Annotated in this window: 23 protein-coding genes; 13 read left to right on the forward strand and 10 right to left on the reverse strand. The window is 71.7% G+C overall.

Features of this window, described 5'->3' with window-relative positions; translation table 11 throughout:
- Positions 1–14: 14 nt before the first annotated feature.
- The 4 genes from ACFWBD_RS00985 (at position 15) to ACFWBD_RS01000 (ending at position 4,351) form a co-directional block, all read left to right on the forward strand.
- Entirely contained in the window at positions 15–1,403 is a 1,389-nt protein-coding gene (locus ACFWBD_RS00985) for a rhamnulokinase family protein (RefSeq protein WP_385661490.1), read from the forward strand.
- 73 nt (positions 1,404–1,476) lie between these two features.
- Positions 1,477–2,232 (forward strand): (Fe-S)-binding protein, encoded by a 756-nt coding sequence (locus ACFWBD_RS00990; RefSeq protein ID WP_351756764.1) that lies wholly within the window; start codon positions 1,477–1,479, stop codon positions 2,230–2,232.
- Positions 2,229–3,713, forward strand: coding sequence for a LutB/LldF family L-lactate oxidation iron-sulfur protein (locus ACFWBD_RS00995; RefSeq protein ID WP_385660775.1), 1,485 nt, complete (start codon positions 2,229–2,231; stop codon positions 3,711–3,713). Before ACFWBD_RS00990 ends, ACFWBD_RS00995 begins: the two co-directional genes overlap by 4 nt.
- Positions 3,710–4,351, forward strand: a complete 642-nt coding sequence (locus tag ACFWBD_RS01000; protein ID WP_385660778.1) for a lactate utilization protein C — start codon at positions 3,710–3,712, stop codon at positions 4,349–4,351. The genes ACFWBD_RS00995 and ACFWBD_RS01000 overlap by 4 nt, the downstream gene beginning before the upstream one ends.
- A 48-nt stretch (positions 4,352–4,399) precedes the next feature.
- Here the strand turns inward: ACFWBD_RS01000 and ACFWBD_RS01005 are convergent, their stop codons facing one another.
- On the reverse strand, positions 4,400–4,765 hold the full coding sequence (locus tag ACFWBD_RS01005) for a winged helix-turn-helix transcriptional regulator (protein WP_384114793.1): 366 nt from the start codon (positions 4,763–4,765) through the stop codon (positions 4,400–4,402).
- A 103-nt stretch (positions 4,766–4,868) separates the two neighbouring features.
- Between ACFWBD_RS01005 and ACFWBD_RS01010 the strand changes: the two genes are divergently transcribed.
- Positions 4,869–5,714 carry an NAD(P)H-binding protein gene (locus ACFWBD_RS01010; protein ID WP_385660782.1) on the forward strand — a complete coding sequence of 282 codons (846 nt, stop codon included), beginning with the start codon at positions 4,869–4,871 and terminating at the stop codon, positions 5,712–5,714.
- 2 nt (positions 5,715–5,716) lie between these two features.
- Here the strand turns inward: ACFWBD_RS01010 and ACFWBD_RS01015 are convergent, their stop codons facing one another.
- On the reverse strand, positions 5,717–6,295 hold the full coding sequence (locus ACFWBD_RS01015; RefSeq protein ID WP_385660785.1) for a hypothetical protein: 579 nt from the start codon (positions 6,293–6,295) through the stop codon (positions 5,717–5,719).
- Between the two features lie 123 nt (positions 6,296–6,418).
- Between ACFWBD_RS01015 and ACFWBD_RS01020 the strand changes: the two genes are divergently transcribed.
- Together ACFWBD_RS01020 and ACFWBD_RS01025 are read left to right on the forward strand one after the other, a co-directional pair.
- Positions 6,419–7,276, forward strand: coding sequence for an AAA family ATPase (locus ACFWBD_RS01020; RefSeq protein WP_385660788.1), 858 nt, complete (start codon positions 6,419–6,421; stop codon positions 7,274–7,276).
- Positions 7,273–8,625: a VWA domain-containing protein gene (locus ACFWBD_RS01025; RefSeq protein ID WP_385660791.1), complete on the forward strand. Its 1,353-nt coding sequence runs from the start codon at positions 7,273–7,275 to the stop codon at positions 8,623–8,625. The genes ACFWBD_RS01020 and ACFWBD_RS01025 overlap by 4 nt, the downstream gene beginning before the upstream one ends.
- A gap of 16 nt (positions 8,626–8,641) precedes the next feature.
- On the opposite strand, the gene ACFWBD_RS01030 is transcribed toward ACFWBD_RS01025, so the two are convergent.
- The 3 genes from ACFWBD_RS01030 to ACFWBD_RS01040 form a co-directional block, all read right to left on the reverse strand.
- Positions 8,642–9,001: a cupin domain-containing protein gene (locus ACFWBD_RS01030; protein WP_385660794.1), complete on the reverse strand. Its 360-nt coding sequence runs from the start codon at positions 8,999–9,001 to the stop codon at positions 8,642–8,644.
- Between the two features lie 143 nt (positions 9,002–9,144).
- The gene (locus ACFWBD_RS01035) at positions 9,145–10,116 is read right to left on the reverse strand and encodes a pyridoxal-phosphate dependent enzyme (protein ID WP_385660797.1); all 972 of its coding nucleotides are present in this window, start codon (positions 10,114–10,116) and stop codon (positions 9,145–9,147) included.
- Complete coding sequence (locus ACFWBD_RS01040) at positions 10,113–10,832, reverse strand: transcriptional regulator (protein WP_385660800.1); 720 nt, start codon at positions 10,830–10,832, stop codon at positions 10,113–10,115. Before ACFWBD_RS01040 ends, ACFWBD_RS01035 begins: the two co-directional genes overlap by 4 nt.
- 174 nt (positions 10,833–11,006) lie before the next feature.
- Here ACFWBD_RS01040 and ACFWBD_RS01045 point away from each other — a divergent pair, with 174 nt between their 5' ends.
- A complete protein-coding gene (locus tag ACFWBD_RS01045) occupies positions 11,007–11,825 on the forward strand; it encodes an SAM-dependent methyltransferase (RefSeq protein ID WP_385660803.1) in 819 nt (272 codons plus the stop codon).
- 11 nt (positions 11,826–11,836) lie between these two features.
- On the opposite strand, the gene ACFWBD_RS01050 is transcribed toward ACFWBD_RS01045, so the two are convergent.
- Positions 11,837–12,763: a helix-turn-helix domain-containing protein gene (locus tag ACFWBD_RS01050; protein ID WP_385660805.1), complete on the reverse strand. Its 927-nt coding sequence runs from the start codon at positions 12,761–12,763 to the stop codon at positions 11,837–11,839.
- 98 nt (positions 12,764–12,861) lie between these two features.
- Complete coding sequence (locus ACFWBD_RS01055; protein WP_307166638.1) at positions 12,862–13,092, reverse strand: DUF397 domain-containing protein; 231 nt, start codon at positions 13,090–13,092, stop codon at positions 12,862–12,864.
- 129 nt (positions 13,093–13,221) lie between these two features.
- Between ACFWBD_RS01055 and ACFWBD_RS01060 the strand changes: the two genes are divergently transcribed.
- The 3 genes from ACFWBD_RS01060 (at position 13,222) to ACFWBD_RS01070 (ending at position 15,232) form a co-directional block, all read left to right on the forward strand.
- Entirely contained in the window at positions 13,222–13,704 is a 483-nt protein-coding gene (locus ACFWBD_RS01060) for an ATP-binding protein (protein ID WP_385660808.1), read from the forward strand.
- Positions 13,701–14,189, forward strand: a complete 489-nt coding sequence (locus tag ACFWBD_RS01065; protein WP_385660811.1) for a hypothetical protein — start codon at positions 13,701–13,703, stop codon at positions 14,187–14,189. Before ACFWBD_RS01060 ends, ACFWBD_RS01065 begins: the two co-directional genes overlap by 4 nt.
- Before the next feature lie 77 nt (positions 14,190–14,266).
- Complete coding sequence (locus tag ACFWBD_RS01070) at positions 14,267–15,232, forward strand: pirin family protein (protein ID WP_385660814.1); 966 nt, start codon at positions 14,267–14,269, stop codon at positions 15,230–15,232.
- A 96-nt stretch (positions 15,233–15,328) separates the two neighbouring features.
- Here ACFWBD_RS01070 and ACFWBD_RS01075 read toward each other — a convergent pair whose 3' ends face one another.
- Together ACFWBD_RS01075 and ACFWBD_RS01080 are read right to left on the reverse strand one after the other, a co-directional pair.
- Entirely contained in the window at positions 15,329–16,159 is an 831-nt protein-coding gene (locus ACFWBD_RS01075) for an MFS transporter (protein ID WP_385660816.1), read from the reverse strand.
- Positions 16,057–16,620, reverse strand: coding sequence for an MFS transporter (locus tag ACFWBD_RS01080; protein ID WP_385660819.1), 564 nt, complete (start codon positions 16,618–16,620; stop codon positions 16,057–16,059). The genes ACFWBD_RS01075 and ACFWBD_RS01080 overlap by 103 nt, the downstream gene beginning before the upstream one ends.
- A 549-nt stretch (positions 16,621–17,169) precedes the next feature.
- Between ACFWBD_RS01080 and ACFWBD_RS01085 the strand changes: the two genes are divergently transcribed.
- Together ACFWBD_RS01085 and infA are read left to right on the forward strand one after the other, a co-directional pair.
- Positions 17,170–17,961 carry a GNAT family N-acetyltransferase gene (locus ACFWBD_RS01085; RefSeq protein WP_385660822.1) on the forward strand — a complete coding sequence of 264 codons (792 nt, stop codon included), beginning with the start codon at positions 17,170–17,172 and terminating at the stop codon, positions 17,959–17,961.
- On the forward strand, positions 17,958–18,182 hold the full coding sequence (gene infA, locus ACFWBD_RS01090; protein ID WP_355702137.1) for a translation initiation factor IF-1: 225 nt from the start codon (positions 17,958–17,960) through the stop codon (positions 18,180–18,182). The genes ACFWBD_RS01085 and infA overlap by 4 nt, the downstream gene beginning before the upstream one ends.
- A 305-nt stretch (positions 18,183–18,487) precedes the next feature.
- Here the strand turns inward: infA and ACFWBD_RS01095 are convergent, their stop codons facing one another.
- Positions 18,488–18,841: a hypothetical protein gene (locus ACFWBD_RS01095; protein ID WP_385660826.1), complete on the reverse strand. Its 354-nt coding sequence runs from the start codon at positions 18,839–18,841 to the stop codon at positions 18,488–18,490.
- Positions 18,842–18,982: the final 141 nt, after the last annotated feature.

Consider the following 18,982-nt stretch of genomic DNA (forward strand, 5'->3'; position numbering starts at 1 on the left):
CCAGCGGGCGCGTCATGGTCGGCCGGGTGAGCCCGGACTCGCTGGAGCTGGCGGAGGCGCACCGCTTCCCCAACCGGCCGGTCCGGGTTCCCGAGGGACTGCGCTGGGATGTGCTGTCCCTGTACGCGGGGGTGCTGGCCGGGCTGCGGGCGGCCGGCCAGGTGGACTCGGTCGGCATCGACAGCTGGGCCGTGGACTACGGCCTGCTCGACGCCGACGGAAGCCTCCTCGGCAACCCGGTGCACTACCGGGACGCCCGCACCGAGGGGGTCGCCGAGAAGGTGTGGGCGACCGTGCCGGCGGCCGAGCTCTACGCGGCCACCGGGCTCCAGTACGCGCCCTTCAACACCCTCTACCAGCTGACGGCGGCCCGCGAGACGCGGCAACTGGCCCACGCCCGGCGCCTGTTGCTCATCCCCGACCTGCTGGCGTACTGGCTGACGGGTGAGCAGGGCACCGAGCTCACCAACGCCTCCACCACCCAGCTGATCGATCCCGCGACGGGCGACTGGTCGTACGACCTCGCCGCCCGGCTGGGCATCGACCTGGAGCTGTTCGCGCCGCTGCGGCGGCCCGGCGACCCGGCGGGGCTGCTGCGGGCGGAGGTGCTGGAGGAGACGGGGCTGACCGGGCCCGTGCCGGTGACGACGGTCGGCTCGCACGACACCGCCTCCGCCGTGGCCGCCGTCCCGGCGACCGGCGAACGGTTCGCCTACATCTGCACCGGCACCTGGTCGCTGGCCGGCCTGGAGCTGACGGCGCCCGTGCTCACCGAGGAGAGCCGGGCCGCCAACTTCACCAACGAGCTCGGGCTGGACGGCACGGTCCGCTACCTGCGCAACATCATGGGGCTGTGGCTCCTCCAGGAGTGCCTGCGGGCCTGGGGCGACCCTGATCTGGGCGGGCTGCTGCGGGAGGCGGCCACCGTGCCCGCTCTGCGCTCGGTGGTGGACGCCGGGGATGCCGCGTTCCTGGCTCCCGGGCGGATGCCGGAGCGGATCGCCGAGGCGTGCCGCGTGTCCGGGCAGCCGGTGCCCGTCTCGCCCGCGGAGATCACCCGGTGCATCCTCGACTCGCTCGCCCTGGCCCACCGACGGGCCGTCGAGGACGCCCAGCGGCTCGCCGGCCATCCCGTCGACGTCGTGCACATCGTCGGTGGCGGCACCCGCAACACGCTGCTGTGCCAGCTCACCGCCGACGCGTGCGGGCTGCCGGTGGTGGCCGGTCCGACGGAGGCCGCAGCCCTCGGCAACGTGCTCGTCCAGGCGCGGGCGCACGGACTGGCCGGCGACCGTGCCGACATGCGCCGGCTGCTCGCCCGTACGCAGTCCCTGACGCGCTACGAGCCGCAGGGCGACGCCGAACGGTGGTGCGAGGCGGAGGCCCGGCTCGCCACGCGGTGAGCCGGGGCCTCCCCCGGGCCACCGCACCGGGCTACTCTGCACTCATCCGATGACCTACCCGCAAGGAGCCGCGATGCGTGTCGCACTGTTCCTGACCTGTGTCAACGACACGCTCTATCCGGAGACCGGCCGTGCCGTGGTGAAACTCCTGACCAGGATGGGCGTCGAGGTCGATTTCCCGATGGCCCAGACCTGCTGCGGCCAGGCCCACTACAACACCGGCTACCGCCATGAGGCCGAGCCGCTCGCCCGGCATTTCTCCGATGTCTTCGGAGAGTACGAGGCGATCGTGACGCCCTCCGGGTCGTGCGGGGCGATGGTGCGGGAGCTGTATCCGCGGATGGGCGAGCGGGCCAGGGCCGAGGGACGCGGGGACACCCTCGCCGCCACCCTGGCGCCGGTGGTCCCGAAGACGTACGAGCTCACCGAGTTCCTGGTGGACGTGCTCGGGGTGACGGACGTGGGCGCGTACTACCCGCACAAGGTGACCTATCACCCGACGTGCCACGGGCTGCGCGGGCTGGGTCTCGGGGAGCGGCCCCGGCGGCTGCTCCAGGCGGTCAAGGGGCTGGAACTGGTGGAGCTGCCCGGGGCCGACGAGTGCTGCGGCTTCGGCGGCACCTTCGCGCTGAAGAACTCCGACGTCTCGGCGGCGATGGGCGCCGACAAGGTGCGCAACGCCGAGTCGACGGGCGCCGAGGTGCTGTGCGCGGCGGACAACTCCTGCCTGATGCACATCGGCGGGACCATGACCCGGCTGGAGACCGGCATGCGGCCCGTGCACATCGCGGAGATCCTGGCGAGCACGGAGCAGGAGCCGGCGTCATGAGCGGGACGTTCGTAGGAATGCCGGCCTTCCCCGAGGCCGCGCACGAGGCGGTCGGCAACCAGACCCTGCGCGCGAACCTGCGGCACGCCACGCACACCATCCGGGCCAAACGGGCGACCGCCGTGGCCGAGGTGTCCGACTGGGCGGAGCTGCGGGAGGCGGGCAAGCAGATCAAGGACCACACGCTGCGTCATCTCGACCGGTACCTGGTGCAGTTGGAGGAGTCGGTGACGGCGGCGGGCGGCATCGTCCACTGGGCCGCCGACGCGGACGAGGCCAACCGGATCGTGGCCGGCCTGGTCAAGGAGACCGGCGAGTCGGAGGTCGTCAAGGTCAAGTCCATGGCCACACAGGAGATCGGACTGAACGAGGCGCTGGAGGCGGAGGGCATCCGCGCCTACGAGACCGACCTCGCCGAGCTCATCGTGCAGTTGGGCAAGGACCGGCCGTCCCACATCCTGGTCCCCGCGATCCACCGCAACCGGGGCGAGATCCGGGACATCTTCGCCCGCGAGATGAGCGAGTGGGGCCGCCCCGCCCCCGAGGGGCTGACCGACACCCCCGCCGAACTCGCCGACGCCGCACGCCTGCACCTGCGCGAGAAGTTCCTGCGCGCCAAGGTCGGCGTCTCCGGCGCCAACTTCATGGTCGCCGAGACCGGCACCCTGGTGGTCGTGGAGTCCGAGGGCAACGGGCGGATGTGCCTCACCCTCCCCGAGACGCTGATCTCCGTCGTCGGCATCGAGAAGATCGTGCCGACCTGGCGGGATCTGGAGGTCTTCCTCCAGACGCTCCCCCGTTCCTCGACGGCCGAGCGCATGAACCCGTACACGTCGACCTGGACGGGCACGACGGACGGCGACGGCCCCGGCACCTTCCATCTGGTGCTGCTGGACAACGGACGCACCGACACCCTCGCCGACGAGGTCGGCCGCCAGGCCCTGCGCTGCATCCGCTGCTCCGCCTGTCTGAACGTGTGCCCGGTGTACGAGCGGGCCGGCGGCCATGCCTACGGCTCGGTCTACCCGGGCCCGATCGGCGCGATCCTCAGCCCCCAGCTCCGCGGCACCGGGAGCGAGATCGACGCCTCCCTGCCGTACGCCTCGTCGCTGTGCGGCGCCTGCTACGAGGTGTGCCCGGTGGCCATCGACATCCCGGAGGTGCTGGTGCACCTGCGGGAACGGGTCGTCCAGGGCGGCCCGGTGACGCGGGAGGGCAACAAGGTGGTGCTGAAGCCGGCCAGGGGCCATGCCGCCGAACGGGCCGCGATGCGGGCGGCGCGCTGGGCGTTCGGCCGGCCGGGCGCCCTGCGCGCCGGGCAGCGGCTGGCGTCCCGGACACGCCGGTTCCATCCTCGTACGCTGCCCGGCCCCGGCAAGGCGTGGAGCGGGACGCGGGATCTGCCGGCGGTGCCCGCGGAGCCGTTCCGCGACTGGTGGCAGCGTACGAACGGCGGGACCACCGAGGGGAGGGCGAAGTGAGCAGCAGGGAGCGGATTCTGGGCCGGGTGCGGCGCGCGCTGGCCGATGTGCCGCAGGACGACCAGCCGTACGGGGAAGCCGTCGCGCGCGACTATCTGCGCGAGCACGGCGCCCGGAGCGCCGAGCGGACGGTCGAGCTGCTGGCGGAGAACCTGGCGGACTACCGGGCCGTCGTGCACCGGTGCGGCGAAGGTGAACTGCCGTCCGTGCTGGCCCGGTTGCTCATGGAGCGGAAGTCGGCGACCGTGCTCGTGCCGCCCGGCCTCGACGAGGCGTGGCTGGCGGAGGCGGACACCGCCCGGGTGGCGGACCGGGTGGAGAGCGACGCGCACGAACTCGACCGGGTGGACAGCGTGGTCACGGCGTGCGCGGTGGCGGTCGCCGAGACCGGGACGATCGTGCTGGACGGCGGTCCCGACCAGGGGCGGCGCCGGATCACCCTGGTCCCGGACCACCACATCTGTGTGGTGCGCGTCCCCGAGCAGGTGGTGTCGTCCGTGCCGCAGGCTCTCGAACGGCTCGACCCGGCCCGCCCGTTGACGTGGATCTCCGGTCCTTCGGCGACCAGTGACATCGAGCTGGACCGGGTGGAGGGGGTGCACGGCCCGCGCACCCTGGAGGTGATCCTGGTCGGTTGAGCGCCCCCGACCGCGCGGCCCGGAGATCGCGAAGATCCCCGGGCCGGTTCACTCTCTCCCGTCGTACCCCTCCCGGGCCTGCGCCACCTTGGGCAGGTTGCCGGTGGCCCAGTCCGCGAGGTGGGCGAAGAGCGGGGCCAGGCTGAGGCCGAGTTCGCTGATCTCGTACTCGACGCGCGGGGGCACCTCCGGGTGGTAGGTGCGCACCACCAGGCCGTCGCGCTCCAGCTGGCGCAGGCGCTGGGTCAGCACCTTGGGGGTGATGTTCGTGATCGCGCGTTCCAGCTCGCCGAACCGCTGACGGCCGCGGGCGTGCAGGGTCCACAGGATCGGTGTGGTCCAGCGGCTGAAGACGATGTCCACGACGGGGGCGATGGGGCAGGCGAGTTCGGGATCGGTCGGGTCGCCGGTCATGTGCACCCCTCGGGGAAGTCACTTTCCTCTGGGTACCTACTATACCGGCGGTGTTAGCGTCGCTCAGCAACGTCAACAACCCATTCCGAAAAAGGAGTTACCCATGATCGTGGTGACGGGGGCGACCGGGAACGTCGGCCGTGAGCTGGTCCGTTCTCTGGCGGCAGCGGGCGAGCGGGTGACCGCCACGTCCCGGAACATCTCGGACGCCGAAGTCCCGGACGGTGTACGGGCGGTGCGCTCGGACCTCATCGACGTGGAGAGCCTGCGGCCGGTGCTCGACGGGGCCGACGCACTGTTCCTCCAGAACGGCGGCGGCGGCATCCATCTGCTCAGGCCGCGGGATCTGCTCGACGTCGCCAAGTCCGCCGGGGTCGGCCGGGTGGTGCTGCTGTCCTCCCAAGGGGTGGCGACCCGGCCGGAGTCGGAGTCGCACGGCGCCCTGGCTGGCGCGATCGAGGACGCCGTCCGGGAGTCGGGGCTGGAGTGGACGATCCTGCGGCCGGGCGGCTTCCACTCCAACGCCTACGCCTGGGCGGAGCCGGTCCGCGCCCACCGCACCGTCGCGTCCCCCTTCGGCGACGTCGGTCTGCCCACCGTCGACCCGGCCGACATCGCCGAGGTCGCCGCGGTGGCGCTGCGGGAGGAGGGACACCACGGCCGGGTCCACGAGTTGACCGGGCCCGCCCCCACGACGCCCCGACAGCGGGCGGAGGCCATCGGCAGGGCGATCGGCGAGCCGGTCCGGTTCGTCGATCAGACCCGAGAAGAGGCACGCGAGCAGATGCTGGCGTTCATGCCGGAGCCGGTCGTCGAGACCACCCTGTCCATCCTCGGCGAACCGACGCCCGCCGAGCGGCTCGTCAGCCCGGACGTGGAACGCGTCCTGGGCCGCGCTCCGCGCACCTTCGAGGACTGGGCACGGCGCAACGCGGCCGCGTTCCGGTGACCTCAGCAATAGGTCATCGGGCAGCCGTGCCGTAGCGAGAACTGGGCGGCGCGCAGATAGAGCGCCGTGTAGAACGCCGTGGCCAGGTCGTCGGCCCAGGGGCCCGGCCGGCCGGCGGCGGCCTTCTCCGCCTCGCCCTCCAGGAACCAGAAGGTCAGTTCCAGGTTGCCGAGGGGCGCCGGGACCAGGTCCAGCGGCAGACCGAGGGCCCCGGCGAGCCGCTCGGCGAGCGCGAGGACGTGCGGCGCTCCGACGACCGGGGTCTCGTCCGTGTACGCGGAGCCGACGGGCAGGACGACGGCTTCGTCCAGGGCGAACGGGACGAGGACCGACCAGTCGAGGAGGGTGTGCCGCTCCTCGGGGGTCAGCCACGCCCGGCACAGCTCGTCGAAGCCGTCCATCGGCGGGCTCAGCTTCTCCTCGAACCAGCCCGGCGCGTCCCGTACGGCCCCCTGCGGCTCGTACGGGGGCAGCCCGCGCCGCTCCAACTCCGTATTCAGCGCGGCCGCGACGTCTCCGTACCCGTCCTCGCCGGGCTGCGACCAGTCCTGCGCGGTGACGCTCACCAGATACACACCCATGATCGCAACGTACCGCCCGCCACCGACAACGCCCCGACCGCTGATGACAACCGGGGTGAACAAGCGCTTAGATAGGTGATCGAACACTCGCCGAGACCGCTCCCGATCCGCCCGGAGGCCAAGTTGTTCACGTCCGTCGACGATGTCTCCGCCCGGCTCGCCGAGAGCGGCTACCTGGCCTCCCCCGCCGTCGCCACGACCGTCTTCCTCGCCGACCGGCTCGGCAAGCCGCTGCTGGTGGAGGGCCCCGCCGGCGTCGGCAAGACGGAACTCGCCAAGGCCGTGGCCCAGGTGGCGGGGGCCCGGCTGGTGCGACTCCAGTGCTACGAAGGCGTCGACGAGTCCCGGGCGCTGTACGAGTGGAACCACGCCAAGCAGCTGCTGCGCATCAGCGCGGGCCGCGACGAGACCTGGGACGAGACCCGCACGGACATCTTCAGCGAAGAGTTCCTGCTCCCCCGCCCGCTGCTGACCGCCATCCGCGGCGACGAGCCGACCGTCCTGCTGATCGACGAGACCGACAAGGCCGACGTCGAGGTGGAGGGACTGCTCCTCGAAGTGCTCAGCGACTTCCAGGTCACCGTCCCGGAACTCGGCACGATCACCGCCACGCGCCGCCCGTTCGTGGTCCTCACCTCCAACGCGAGCCGTGAGCTGTCGGAGGCGCTGCGCCGCCGCTGTCTGTTCCTCCACATCGACTTCCCCGAGGAGGAGCTGGAGCGGCGGATCGTCCGGCTGAAGGTGCCCGGCATCGAGGCGGCCCTGGCCGAGTCGGTGGTCCGGGTGATCGGCGCGCTGCGCGCGATGGACCTGCGCAAGGCGCCCTCCGTGGCCGAGACCATCGACTGGGCGCGCACCCTGCTCGCGCTCGGCGCCACCACCCTGGACGAGAACCTCGTACGGATCAGCCTCGGCGTGATCCTCAAGCACCAGGACGACATCCTCAAGGCGGGCGCGAAGCTCGACCTGGACGCCGTGTGAGCGCCGAGGTCGCCGACCGGCTGGTCGGCTTCGTCGCCGCGCTGCGCGCGCACGGCCTGCGCGTCGGCACCGGCGAGACGGTGGACGCCGCCGAGGCGGCGGCGGCGCTGGGGTTCGCCGACCGTGGACTGCTGCGCGAGGGGCTGGCCGCCACGCTGCTGCACTCCACCGACCAGCGGCGGGTGTTCGACACCGTCTTCGACCTGTACTTCCCGTACGGCGTCGGCGCGCCCGAGGGCGAGCCCGGCGACCGGGACGACCTGCGTGACCGGCTGGCCGCCGCGCTCGCCGAGGGCAATGCCGAGCTGCTGGGCCGGCTGGCGATCGAGGCCGTCGACGGGCTGGGCGGGTACGGGAGTTCACCGGGCGCGGACGGCTGGTCGTCGTACCAGACGCTGCAACGCCTGCGCCCACAGACGCTGTTGGCACGGGTGCGGGACGACATCCGCGCCCGGGGCGGTGACGTGGGGTTCACCGACCGGCTCCTCGAGGACGAGATCCGGCGACGCATCGAGGCCTTCCGCGCGCTGGTGGCCGGGGAGGCGCGGCGCCGGGTGGCGGAGCGGCGGGGGCGGGACGAGATCGCCCGGCGGGCGGTGGCGCCGACCGCCGACCGGGTCGACTTCCTGTACGCCGGGAAGGACCGGCTGGCAGAACTGCGGCGGACCGTGCAGCCGTTGGCCCGCAAGCTGGCGACCCGTATGACCGCGCGCCGCCGCCGGGCCTCCCGCGGCACCATCGACCTGCGGCGGACCCTGCGCGGCTCGCTCTCGACGGGCGGGGTTCCGATGCGGCCCGTGCTGCGTCGCCGGCGCCCGGCCCGGCCCGAACTGGTGCTGCTGTGCGATGTGTCGGGGTCGGTGTCCGGCTTCTCCGACTTCACGATGCTGCTGGTGCAGGCGCTGCACGACCAGTTCAGCAAGGTGCGGGTGTTCGCCTTCGTCAACCGGATCGACGAGGTGAGCGGCCTGCTCGAACACGGCGCGGCCGACCCGGAGGGTCTCGGTGCCCGCATCCGGGCCGAGGCGGACCTCACGGGTTACCACGGCAGCAGCGACTACGGCGTCGCCCTGGGCGAGTTCGCCCGGCGGTACGGTGCGGCGGTCGGCCCTCGCACCACCGTGTTCGTGCTCGGCGACGCCCGGACGAACATGAGCGACCCGAACCTGGCCGCACTCCGGCAGATCGCCGAACAGGCCCGTCACGTCCACTGGTTGAACCCGGAGCCCCGCACCCTGTGGGGCACGGGCGACTCGGCCGCTCCCGAGTACGCCGAGTCGGTCGCGATGCACGAGTGCCGCAACGCGCACCAACTCGGCGTCCTGGTAGGCCGGTTGCTGCCGGTCTGAGGCTGGCCGCCCGGTCCTACTTCGCCTTCGCGTAGTCCTTGGCCATCGCCCCGGCGAAGTCGTACACCACACACTGTTCGTCGCCCACGACCCAGGCGTCATGGCCGGGGGACACCACGAAGACGTCGCCGGGGCCCAGTTCGCCCTCGCCGCCCTCGTCCATGGTGATGTGCATGCGACCCTGGACCACGTATCCGTTGTGGTGGATCTGGCAGGTCTCGGTGCCCGCGAGTGACGCCAGCGACTCGGACCATCGCCATCCCGGTTCGAAGGTCGCCACGGCGAAGTCGAGCCCCGTCATATGGACGGCCTCGAGGTGGCCACGGGGGAAATCGCGCCGCTCGTCCGGCTTCTCGAGCGCCTTCACTTCCATCATGACGCTCCCTCCTTCCGGCCGCGTCTCAGCGCGGCCCGGGACCGGTCTCCCCGGCGGCCCTGGGCGTCGCCGGTCGGGGGCCGAGCCCCACCCCTCCATCCTCCGCCCGCCTCGCGGGGGCCGCCAATCGGTGGTAGCGGGTTTCAGGCGCCGCCGCAGAGCTCGGCGAAGCGGCCGGTGTCGATGTTGCCGCCGGAGACGATCACGCCGACGCGCCGGGGCAGGGTACCGGCCCGCCCGGCGAGGAGGGCGGCGAGCGGAGTGGCGCCGCTCGGTTCCACGACGATCTTCAGGCGTTCGAAGGCGAACCGCATGGCCGCGCGGATCTCGTCGTCGCCGACCAGGGCGATGTCGTCCACGAGCCGCCGGTTCACCGAGAAGGTCAGTTCTCCGGGCGTGTTCAGGGCCTGGCCGTCGGCGATGGTGCGCGGCACCGGGATCTCGACCCGTCGGCCCGCCTCCAGCGACCGTTTCGTGTCGTCCCCGGCCTCCGGTTCCACCCCGACGATCCGGGTGCCGGGCCGCAGTCCCTTGACGGCGGTCGCGCTGCCGGCGATCAGTCCGCCGCCCCCGACCGGTACGAGCAGGGCGTCCAGCTCGCCCGCCTCCTCGAGGAGTTCGAGCGCGGCGGTGCCCTGGCCCGCCATGACGTGCGGGTGCTCGTAGGGCGGGATCAGCGCCAGGCCCCGGTCTGCGGCCAGCGCCTCGGCGATGGCCACCCGGTCACCGGTGTAGCGGTCGTAGGTCACGATCTCGGCGCCGTAGCCCTCCGTCGCCGCCCGCTTGGAACGGGGCGCGTCCTCGGGCATGACGATCACCGCGGTGGTGCCGAGTTCCCGCGCGGCCAGCGCGACGGCCTGGGCGTGGTTGCCGGAGGAGTACGCGGCGATGCCCCGGGCGAGCTGCTCGGGGGCCAGCCGGGAGGCCGCGTTGTAGGCGCCGCGGAACTTGAACGCGCCGACGCGCTGGAAGTTCTCGCACTTCAGCAGGACCTCGGCGCCGACCAGGGCGTCCAGGGTGCGGGAGCGGAGCACGGGCGTGCGGTGCGCGACGCCCTTGAGCCGGGCGGCCGCGTCGCGCACGTCGTCGAGGGTGATCGGCGGGGGTGTGGTCACGGGTGTGCTCCCTCGGGGTTGTCGTCGGTGCTGACGGTGCTGTCGGTGCCGTCGGCTCCGGTCTCGTGGGTGGCTCTGGCCTGGGCGAGGTAGCTGTAGGCGGAGGCGCGGGAGATGCCGAGGCGGGCGGCGACCTGCTCGATCGCGCGGCGCACGGCGAACACGCCGCGTTCGTCCAGGCTGCGGAACAGCGTCAGCCGTCGTGACCGGTCGAGGCCGGCCCAGGTCTGGCCCTGACGCCGCAGACGGTCGTCGAGCAGGGCGTCGACGACGGAGTCGATGTCGTCGCCGAACGTGGTCACGGGCGCCTCGGCCCGGCCGCCCGCCGCTCCCGCGAGCGCGGCCAGCAGGCCCTGCACCCGGTCGACCTCGGTGACGTCCACGTTGACGCACAGCGCGCCGAAGACCGCGCCGGTGGAGTCGCGCAGCACCATCGTGGACGACTTCACCAGCCGTCCGGCGCCGGTGCGGGTGACGTAGTTCAGCTCGTCGACGGCGTCGCCACCGCGGGCGAGGACCCGCATGCCGATCTCGCTCATCGCCCCGCCGACCGTCCGCCCCGTCACCGATCCGGCGACGGCGACGACGGACTTCTCCGGCCGGCGGTAGTCGTGCAGCACCACCTCGCACACCGGCCCGAACGTGGCCGCGATCCCGTCGACGACGGGGGTGAGCGCGCGCAGGATCGCGTCTCGCTCGGTCTCCCGGGATTCCATGACACCGATTAGACCACACGTCCAGAGACTGGACCAGTAGTCCAGGAGCGGTCGGGCTGGGCCGACACCTTCAGGGGAACCGTCGATCAAGGGGGTGGTTCGCCAATTGCCGTGTCCCTAGGATGTGTTGTCGACCGCGCCAGTCCGTGGCACGGCGGCGTTCTGGGGGAAGAGATGCAGCCTGGCAAGCAGCTGTCCACGTCGATCGATGCGGCCGTCCCCACAGCCGCCCGCATGTACGACCACTACCTGGGCGGCAAGGACAACTACGCGGCCGACCGCGCGGCCTGCGAGGAACTCGACAAGGTCGTCCCGAGCACCCGCGCCCTCGCGCTGAACAACCGGCGCTTCCTCCAGCGGGTCGTGAAGACCCTGACGCAGGAGTTCGGGATCCGGCAGTTCCTGGACCACGGCTCCGGCCTGCCCACCCAGGACAACGTGCACCAGGTCGCCCAGCGCGTCGACCCGACCGCGCACGTCGTCTACGTCGACAACGACCCCATGGTGCTCGTGCACGGCCGGGCGCTGCTGGAACAGGACGAGCGGACCACCGTGATCCACGCCGACCTGCGGGAGACCGAGGCGATCTTCACGCACGAGGACACCCGGCGGCTGATCGACTTCTCGCAGCCGGTGGCCGTGCTGTTCAACTCGGTCTTCCACTGCATCCCCGACAGCGACACCGACGGACCGCAGGCCGTGGTCCGCCGGGTGACCGAACGCCTCGCACCCGGCAGCTTCCTGGTGATGTGTCAGCTGGTCAGTGAGGACCCCCAGGTCAGGGAGTTCGTCACCGACTTCATGAACAAGGCCACACAGGGCCACTGGGGCCGGGTGCGCCAGGAGAAGGACGTCGCCGCGTTCTTCGAGGACACGGACATCCTCGACCCGGGGCTGGTGGAGGTCTCCACCTGGCGGCCCGACACCGAAGTCACGCCCCGCCAGCTCACCCGGGAGTGGATCGAGTTCGGCGGTGTGGGCCGCCTGGGCTGAGCCGGCTCACCTCACAAAGCGGCGGTCCCGTAGCGCCGCTCAGCCGTCTCCCTCAGCAGGGCCATGGACGCACGCGGGTCGAGGGCCTCGTCCGCGAGCCGGTCCAGCGCGACCCGGTACTCCTCCGTCTCGTCCCGGTCCTCCAGGAAGGCCGCGCTCCTGATCTGCTCCAGATAGACGACGTCGGGCAGATCGACGCCGCCGAAACGCAGATAGGTGACCGGTATGGCCGGCGCGGAGGCATGCGTGACGTCCAGCGGCACGACCTGGACCGTGACATGGGGCAGTCCGGCCAGCTCGACGAGATGCGTGAGCTGCTCGCGCATCACCTCACGGCCGCCCAGCACCCGCAGCAGCACCGACTCGTCGAGGACCGCCCACACCCGCGGGGCGTCCGCTCGCCGCAGCAGCTCGGTGCGCCGCGTCCGCAGCTCCACCCGGCGCTCGACCTCCCGGGACGTGGCCGAGGGCAACCCGCGCTCGACGACGGCACGCGCGTACGCGGGAGTCTGCAGCAGTCCCGGCACGTACTGGATCTCGAAGGTACGGATCGCGGTGGCCGCCTCCTGGAGACCGACCAGCCGGTCGAACCACTCGGGCATGAGCCGCTTGTCGTAGCGCTGCCACCAGCCCGGCTCGCCCGCCTGCCGCAACAGCCGGAGCAGTACGGAGGCCTCGTGGTCGTCGGTCTCGTACAGCGACAGGAGCGCGCGGACGTCCGCCTCGACGGGCGGCCTGCGGCCCTTGCCCGCCTCGATGCGCGACAGCTTCGCCGCACTGAACCCGACGGCCCGCGCGGCCTGGTCCTGGGAGAATCCGGCGTCCTCCCGGATTCCCGCCAACTGCACGCCGACCAGCATTTTCAGCAAGGTCGGGGCGGGCTCGGCCCGGTTCAGATACGGTTCGAGGCGGGACACCCGAGGCGACTCGACAGACATCCTGACTCCCCGTGGACCGGCAGACGACAGACCGCAGTATCGCATCCGAAGCCCTCCGGCCGCACGCGGCAGGGGAATTGAGCCTCCATGCAGCCGACTCAGACCAGGTGGTCGAACTCCCCGCCCTTCGCCCCGGCCACGAACGCGGCCACCTCGGCCGGTGTGTACACCAGCGCCGGACCGTCGGGGTCGCGGGAGTTGCGCAGTGCGACGCCTCCCCCGTCCAGGGCCGCGACCTCCACACAGTTGCCCTCGGCGTTGCTGTGACTGCTCTTGATCCAGCGGACGCCCAGCGAGCTCGCCCGCACTCCGTTCGACACCGACGACATTGAACTCTCCTCGCTCGTACGCGCAATTTCTCGTGAAATTGCACGAGGACCTCGTCAGCGTGGATAATAGCCATGCCGTCAACCGCACTTCCAACCCCCCGTCCTGACGCCGCCTCAGGGAGATGCCCCGTGTCATCACCTGCGCAGATCCGGAGCCACGAGTCCGTCCTCGTCCGCGACTCCCCCAGAACCGCCGCCCTGTACCTGTCGGGCAGCCGCGAGGGATTCGCCCGGGCACGGGAGTTCACCCAGCGCACCCTGGACTGCTGGTCCCTGGCGCAGTGCACCGACGACGCGGTCACCGTCGTCACGGAACTGGCCTCCAACGCCGTCCTGCACGCGCTCCCGCACACCTCGACGGACGAGTTCCACGTACGGCTCCGGCTCACCCTGCGCCGCGCGCACCTGGTGTGTGCGGTCACCGACCCGAGCGACAGCCTGCCCGTCCACTCGCGCACGGCGGACGTCCTCCTGGAACACGGCCGCGGACTGGACATCATCGAGGCCCTCTCCGAACACTGGGGCTGGACCCGGCGCTCCCCCGTGGGCAAGACCGTCTGGGCGATGCTGCCGACCCGCTCCCGACCCGACCCCGACATCCGGCTGACATGACTGCTACGAAGAAGCCCGCATCGCTCAAGGACCTGGGACACGTGCCGTGGCCCGAGATCAAGGACTCCACCGGCTCCGCGGCGGGCATCCCCTTCCTGCTCACCACGCTCGCCCGCGGCGACGCCGACAGCGCCGGCTCCGCACTCGGCCAACTGCGCCGCCGGATCTGCCAGTTCGGCTTCGTCGTGGATGAGGCGACGGCGGCCACGGTGCCCTTCCTCTGGGAACTCGTCCGACTCCCCCAGGTCACCTGCCGCGCGGAGATCCTGCGCCTGCTGAAGAGCATCGCCGACACCCGGCAGTGGGAGACCACCGCCGTCGCGTATCCCAAGCTGCTGCACCACCCCGACAACTACGTGGCATGGGAACGCGCGGCCCGGCACGCCGTCCACGCCCAGCGCGACGTCCTGCGTCAACTGCTCGCCGAGCGGGACACCGAGATAGTGCGGGCCACCACGGAACTCGCCGCGGCCCTGGCCGACTGAACCCCCCGCCGGAGGGCAGGCCGAACCCGGCGCCGTTCCTTCTGCGCACCGCCGCGCCCGACCGCTAGGTTGACCGCATGAGCAACCTTGACCGCGCGCCCGTACCGAGTGTGTGCGGCGGCCGTGGATTCGTCGTCGCCGAACCCGTCCGCGAACTGCTGAGCCCCCGGCAGGTGAAGCTCGGCGGGTCGACCGAGGTGCGCCGGCTGCTGCCGAACCTCGGCCGGCGCATGATCGGCGCCTGGGCGTTCGTCGACCACTACGGCCCCGACGACATCGCCGACGAGCCCGGCATGCAGGTCCCGCCGCATCCGCACATGGGTCTGCAGACCGTCAGCTGGCTGCACGAGGGCGAGGTGCTGCACCGCGACTCGACCGGCAGCCTCCAGACCATCCGGCCCGGGGAACTCGGGCTGATGACCTCGGGGCGGGCGATCAGCCACTCCGAGGAGAGCCCGCGGTCGCACGCCCGGTATCTGCACGGAGCCCAGCTGTGGGTGGCGCTGCCGGACGCCCACCGGCACACCGACCCCCGCTTCGAGCACCACGCCGACCTGCCCACGGTCACGGCCCCCGGCCTCACCGCCACCGTGCTCCTCGGCGCCCTCGACGGCTCCGCCTCCCCCGGCACGACGTACACCCCCCTCGTCGGCGCCGACCTGGCACTCGCCCGGGGTGCCGACGTCCGGCTGCCGCTGCTCCCCGACTTCGAGTACGGCGTGCTGTCGATGTCCGGCGAGGCGCACGTGGACGGGGTGCCCCTGCTCCCGGGCTCGATGCTCTACCTCGGCTGCGGCCGCACGGAACTGCCCCTGCGGGCCGAGTCCGACGCGGGCCTGATGCTCCTCGGCGGCGAGCCGTTCGAGGAGGAACTCGTCATGTGGTGGAACTTCGTCGGCCGGTCCCAGGAGGAGATCGCCCAGGCCCGCGAGGACTGGACGCAGGGCGCCCGCTTCGGCGAGGTGAAGGGCTACGACGGAGCACCGCTGCGCGCACCGGCGCTGCCGCCCACACCGCTGAAACCACGGGGAAGGGTGCGCTGACCTGGGAAAGACCCGCGTCCGGCCCCACTCCTTCACGTAGAGCAGCCATCCGCTCCTCGCCCCCGGTCAGACGACCCGGCGGGGTCGTCATGAGGCTCAGGAGACAGGGCTTGCGTACCCCTCCCGCACACGGCGGTCGCTGACGCGGAGGGCGAGGAGGCAGGCGCACAGGCTCACCGCGGCCATGGTGAGGAAACCCACGCGGTAGCCGGCCCCCGAGCCCGCCCTCACCAGGGTTCCGGCGAGGGCCACCCCGAAGGCGGCGGCAAGTTGCCGCTGCATGTTGAGAACGGTCGTGGCGTCGGACATGCGGGAGGCGGGCACGGTGACGAAGGCGGCGTTCTGACCGCTGGCGAAGAGGAGACCCACGCAGCAGCCGAGCAGGAACATGGACGGATACAGCGCCAGGGACGGCGATCCGTCCGCCGCTGTCGCCAGGTAGACCGCGATCACGGCGGCACCGGCACCGCCCGTGACCATGAGTCGGCGCGGGCCCACCCTGTCGTGCAGCCGGGACACGACCTGCGAGGCCGCCAGCATGCCCAGCGCCTCGGGGAAGGTGGCCAGCCCCGACCGGAAGGCGTCGAAGCCCAGGCCGTCCTGGAGGAACTGCGGGTACAGGTAGAGGACACCGAGAAAGGCGGCGCCCATGGGCAGCAGGGACATCTGGGTGGTGCGGAAGAGCTGATCCTCCACTATGCGCAGATCGATCATGGGGTGCTCGGCACGCAACTCCCACGGCACCAGCACCACGAGCAGCATGGTGCCGCACAGCGGCGGGACGAGGACGTGTCCACTCTCCCACCCGCGATCCGGCGCCCTGGTCAACGCGAACAGGACCGCCGCCAGCCCGCCGCCGGCCAGGACGAAGCCGAGGACGTCGAAGCGGGGGGGGCGCCCGCGCCGGGGAAGTCGGGCAGGGTCCACAGCCCGAAGAGCAGGGCGAGCACTCCCACGGGCAGGTTGACGAGGAAGACCCAGTGCCAGGAGGCGCTGTCCACCAGCCAGCCGCCCAGGACCGGCCCCAGGGCGGGGGCCACGGCGGTCGGCAGCATGACGTACTTCTGCGCGCGCAACCGCTCGGCCACGGGAAAGGCGCGCAGCATCATCGTCATGCCGACGGGGGCGAGCAGGCCGCCCCCGACACCTTGCAGAACCCGGTATCCGGTCAGCGCGGCCAGGGAGTCGGCGGTGGCGCACAGCCCCGAGGCCACGGTGAACAGCAGCAGAGCCGTCAGTGCCGTGCGCCGGGTGCCGAAGCGGCTCGACAGCCAGCCGGAGACCGGGATGAAGGCCGCCATGGCCACCAGGTAGCCGACGTTGACGGAACTGAGGCCGGAGGCCTCCACTCCGAAGCCGCGGCCCAGGGCCGGAAGTGCGCGCAGCATCGCGCACATCGTCCGTCCCCACGCGGAGCCCCCACCTATGGCCATCGCCTGTTGTTCAACCATGTTCATCTTCGACCAGCACACCGCGATGAACATCGCATCCCCGAAAGTCGGTGACCCGACGGCAGCCACGCCGGCCCGAAGGGATCTTCGAGAATGTCCGACCACTCCGCTCTGGTAGTCCTCGCCTGTGCCCTGGTGACCCTGGCCGGCCGGAATCTTCGTCGCAGCCGCAGCCGGCTACCTCGCCCGCCGCGACAGCGCCTCCTGTCCAACGGCACTCGCCCGGGCGGCCACTGCGTTCGCCGCCACCCTCACCCTGGCCGCCGCTCTGGCAGGATCGTGATCGCGTGACACGTCATGGAAAGGATTTGAGCGAGGCGGCGCCCCGCTGCTACTTTCGTGGTGGACCGTGAAATCGTCGTATGGAGGTGAGCCCCGTGAACGCAGTTACCCGTGGGTGCTCCCTCGATCCGTCACGGTCCGGCGGCTGACGTTCGGTGTCGCCAGGAGCGCCTGAGATCAAGGCACTCCTGGAAGGAAACACCGATGAACACGAAGCCTTTCACCTCTGGCCTGAGCGACAACGCGGTGACGATCACGCGCGTCGCGGACAGGCAGTGGCATGCGCTGGATGACGACCTTGTGGTCGGCCGCGGGCATGCCGATCACCGGCCCGACGGACGCTTGTTCGTCAGCATCGACGCCTGGCACGACGCCGCCTTCGACCGGCTCGCCGAGGCGATGCTGGCGGAACTGCCGGCGCCGCTGTACACGGTGGTCGACGAAGCCGACGTCGAGCTGACCGCCGGCTGGCGGCGGGCCGGTTTCACGGTCCGGCGCCGCGAGTGGGAGTACGTCGTGCCGACCGACCCGCGGGTCACAGGGCTCGAAGCAGTCCTGCCGCCTTCGGGCGTGACGATCGTGCCCGCCGGTCAGGCGGACGAGAGTCTGCTGCGGGCGGTGGACCGCGCGATCCGTGACGAAGTCGAGGCGACCGTCGGGTGGCAGTCGATGCCCGCGGAGGTGATTCCCCGCCCCGCAGGCGACACCATCGTCGACCCGTCGAAGTACGCGGTGGCCGCGGCGCCGGACCACTACCTGGGTCTGATCCGGGTGGTGCCGGTGAAACGGCCGCGCATCGGGCTGGTCGCGGTGCGGGCCGGCGAGCAGCGCCGCGGCATCGCGCGGGCGCTGCTGGCCCACGCGCTGGGGACCCTGCACCGCTCCGGGTTCGCCGCGGCCGGCACCGAGGTCCACGAGTCCAACCAAGCAGCCTCGGCGCTGTTCGAGGGCATCGGCGCCCGGCCGATGAGCAGCAACCTGGAGCTGGTGCGATGACGAAGAACAAGAACGTCATCGAAGTCGAGGGCAGGGTCGTCGAGTGCTTGCGCAGCGCCATGTTCACGGTGGAGCTCGAGAACGGCCACCAGGTGCTCGCGCACATCAGCGGGAAGATCCGCAAGAACTACATCAGGATCATGCTGGAAGACCGAGTGCTGGTGGAGCTCCCGCCGTACGACCTGACGCGTGGCCGGATCGTTTTCCGGTACCGGAACTAGCGGCGGTCGGCATCGTCCGTGACAGCTGATCCCGGGCCCCGGTCACGGCGTTTGCGTGACCGGGGCCCCGGTGATGGCTCGCCACGGCCGCGGCGGCCACCGCTCCGGCCGCCGCCACCAGGTCCGGCCCGATCCGAACTCCGGTCCCAGGGGCAGCAGTTGCCGGGCGATGTCGCCGTGCCGCACGTACAGATGCCCTGCGGGCGCAGCCGGTCCGGAGCCCGCACGTCGGCACCGGCCGCGGGCCAGGAGCCTCCTCGGGCCAGGGCGGCCGCAGCGGCGCGGCGGCGCGAGCCGTCCCCGCCTCAGTGGAACTCGTGGACCACCTGGATCTCGCCGACGATACGGGCGTTGAAGTCGTCGAGCTCCTCGGCCGGAACCCAGAGCTCGAGGATCGTCCGCCCGCCCGCCTGCTGGACGGGATACCGGCTCAAGAACTCCGACTCGACCTCGAAACGAGTGACGAAGCCGGCGCCGTCGTGCTTCACGTTCCAGTCCCGCGCGATCCTGATCGCGTAGTCCTCGTCGAGGACCGGGTAGAAGATCGGCTGCTCGGGCAGCCTGGGCGGCCACGCCCGCCAGTTCAGTTCCCGGACCAGATCCAGCTCCCTGGGACCGGTGGGGCGCCACAAGGTCGTCGTTGCCTGCCGGCTGGTCATGTGCGTCGCTCTCTGAACGTGGGCCGCCGCTACGGCGGGTCGGGAGATCGGACGATACCGGCACCGTGAACTCGGCAGCCACGCAGTTTCCGCACGCGATAACTTTGCGACCATCGGTTACCGGACAGCCGTTGGGCCGGC

Origin of the sequence: Streptomyces sp. NPDC060002 (genome assembly GCF_042737245.1) — a bacterium.
Taxonomy (GTDB): Bacteria; Actinomycetota; Actinomycetes; order Streptomycetales; family Streptomycetaceae; genus Streptomyces.

What these genes read in the sequence shown, in the direction of transcription:
- ACFWBD_RS01080 (WP_385660819.1), bottom strand. Translation starts at nt 16,620, where the DNA reads ATGCTGCGCGCACTTCCGGCCCTGGGCCGCGGCTTCGGAGTGGAGGCC.
- ACFWBD_RS01040 (WP_385660800.1), bottom strand. Translation starts at nt 10,832, where the DNA reads ATGGAATCCCGGGAGACCGAGCGAGACGCGATCCTGCGCGCGCTCACC.
- ACFWBD_RS01095 (WP_385660826.1), bottom strand. Translation starts at nt 18,841, where the DNA reads ATGACCAGCCGGCAGGCAACGACGACCTTGTGGCGCCCCACCGGTCCC.
- ACFWBD_RS01055 (WP_307166638.1), bottom strand. Translation starts at nt 13,092, where the DNA reads ATGTCGTCGGTGTCGAACGGAGTGCGGGCGAGCTCGCTGGGCGTCCGC.
- ACFWBD_RS00995 (WP_385660775.1), top strand. Translation starts at nt 2,229, where the DNA reads ATGAGCGGGACGTTCGTAGGAATGCCGGCCTTCCCCGAGGCCGCGCAC.
- ACFWBD_RS00985 (WP_385661490.1), top strand. Translation starts at nt 15, where the DNA reads ATGGTCGGCCGGGTGAGCCCGGACTCGCTGGAGCTGGCGGAGGCGCAC.
- ACFWBD_RS01065 (WP_385660811.1), top strand. Translation starts at nt 13,701, where the DNA reads ATGACTGCTACGAAGAAGCCCGCATCGCTCAAGGACCTGGGACACGTG.
- ACFWBD_RS01045 (WP_385660803.1), top strand. Translation starts at nt 11,007, where the DNA reads ATGCAGCCTGGCAAGCAGCTGTCCACGTCGATCGATGCGGCCGTCCCC.
- ACFWBD_RS01070 (WP_385660814.1), top strand. Translation starts at nt 14,267, where the DNA reads ATGAGCAACCTTGACCGCGCGCCCGTACCGAGTGTGTGCGGCGGCCGT.
- ACFWBD_RS01085 (WP_385660822.1), top strand. Translation starts at nt 17,170, where the DNA reads ATGAACACGAAGCCTTTCACCTCTGGCCTGAGCGACAACGCGGTGACG.
- infA (WP_355702137.1), top strand. Translation starts at nt 17,958, where the DNA reads ATGACGAAGAACAAGAACGTCATCGAAGTCGAGGGCAGGGTCGTCGAG.
- ACFWBD_RS01030 (WP_385660794.1), bottom strand. Translation starts at nt 9,001, where the DNA reads ATGATGGAAGTGAAGGCGCTCGAGAAGCCGGACGAGCGGCGCGATTTC.
- ACFWBD_RS01005 (WP_384114793.1), bottom strand. Translation starts at nt 4,765, where the DNA reads ATGACCGGCGACCCGACCGATCCCGAACTCGCCTGCCCCATCGCCCCC.
- ACFWBD_RS01050 (WP_385660805.1), bottom strand. Translation starts at nt 12,763, where the DNA reads ATGTCTGTCGAGTCGCCTCGGGTGTCCCGCCTCGAACCGTATCTGAAC.
- ACFWBD_RS01010 (WP_385660782.1), top strand. Translation starts at nt 4,869, where the DNA reads ATGATCGTGGTGACGGGGGCGACCGGGAACGTCGGCCGTGAGCTGGTC.
- ACFWBD_RS00990 (WP_351756764.1), top strand. Translation starts at nt 1,477, where the DNA reads ATGCGTGTCGCACTGTTCCTGACCTGTGTCAACGACACGCTCTATCCG.
- ACFWBD_RS01015 (WP_385660785.1), bottom strand. Translation starts at nt 6,295, where the DNA reads ATGGGTGTGTATCTGGTGAGCGTCACCGCGCAGGACTGGTCGCAGCCC.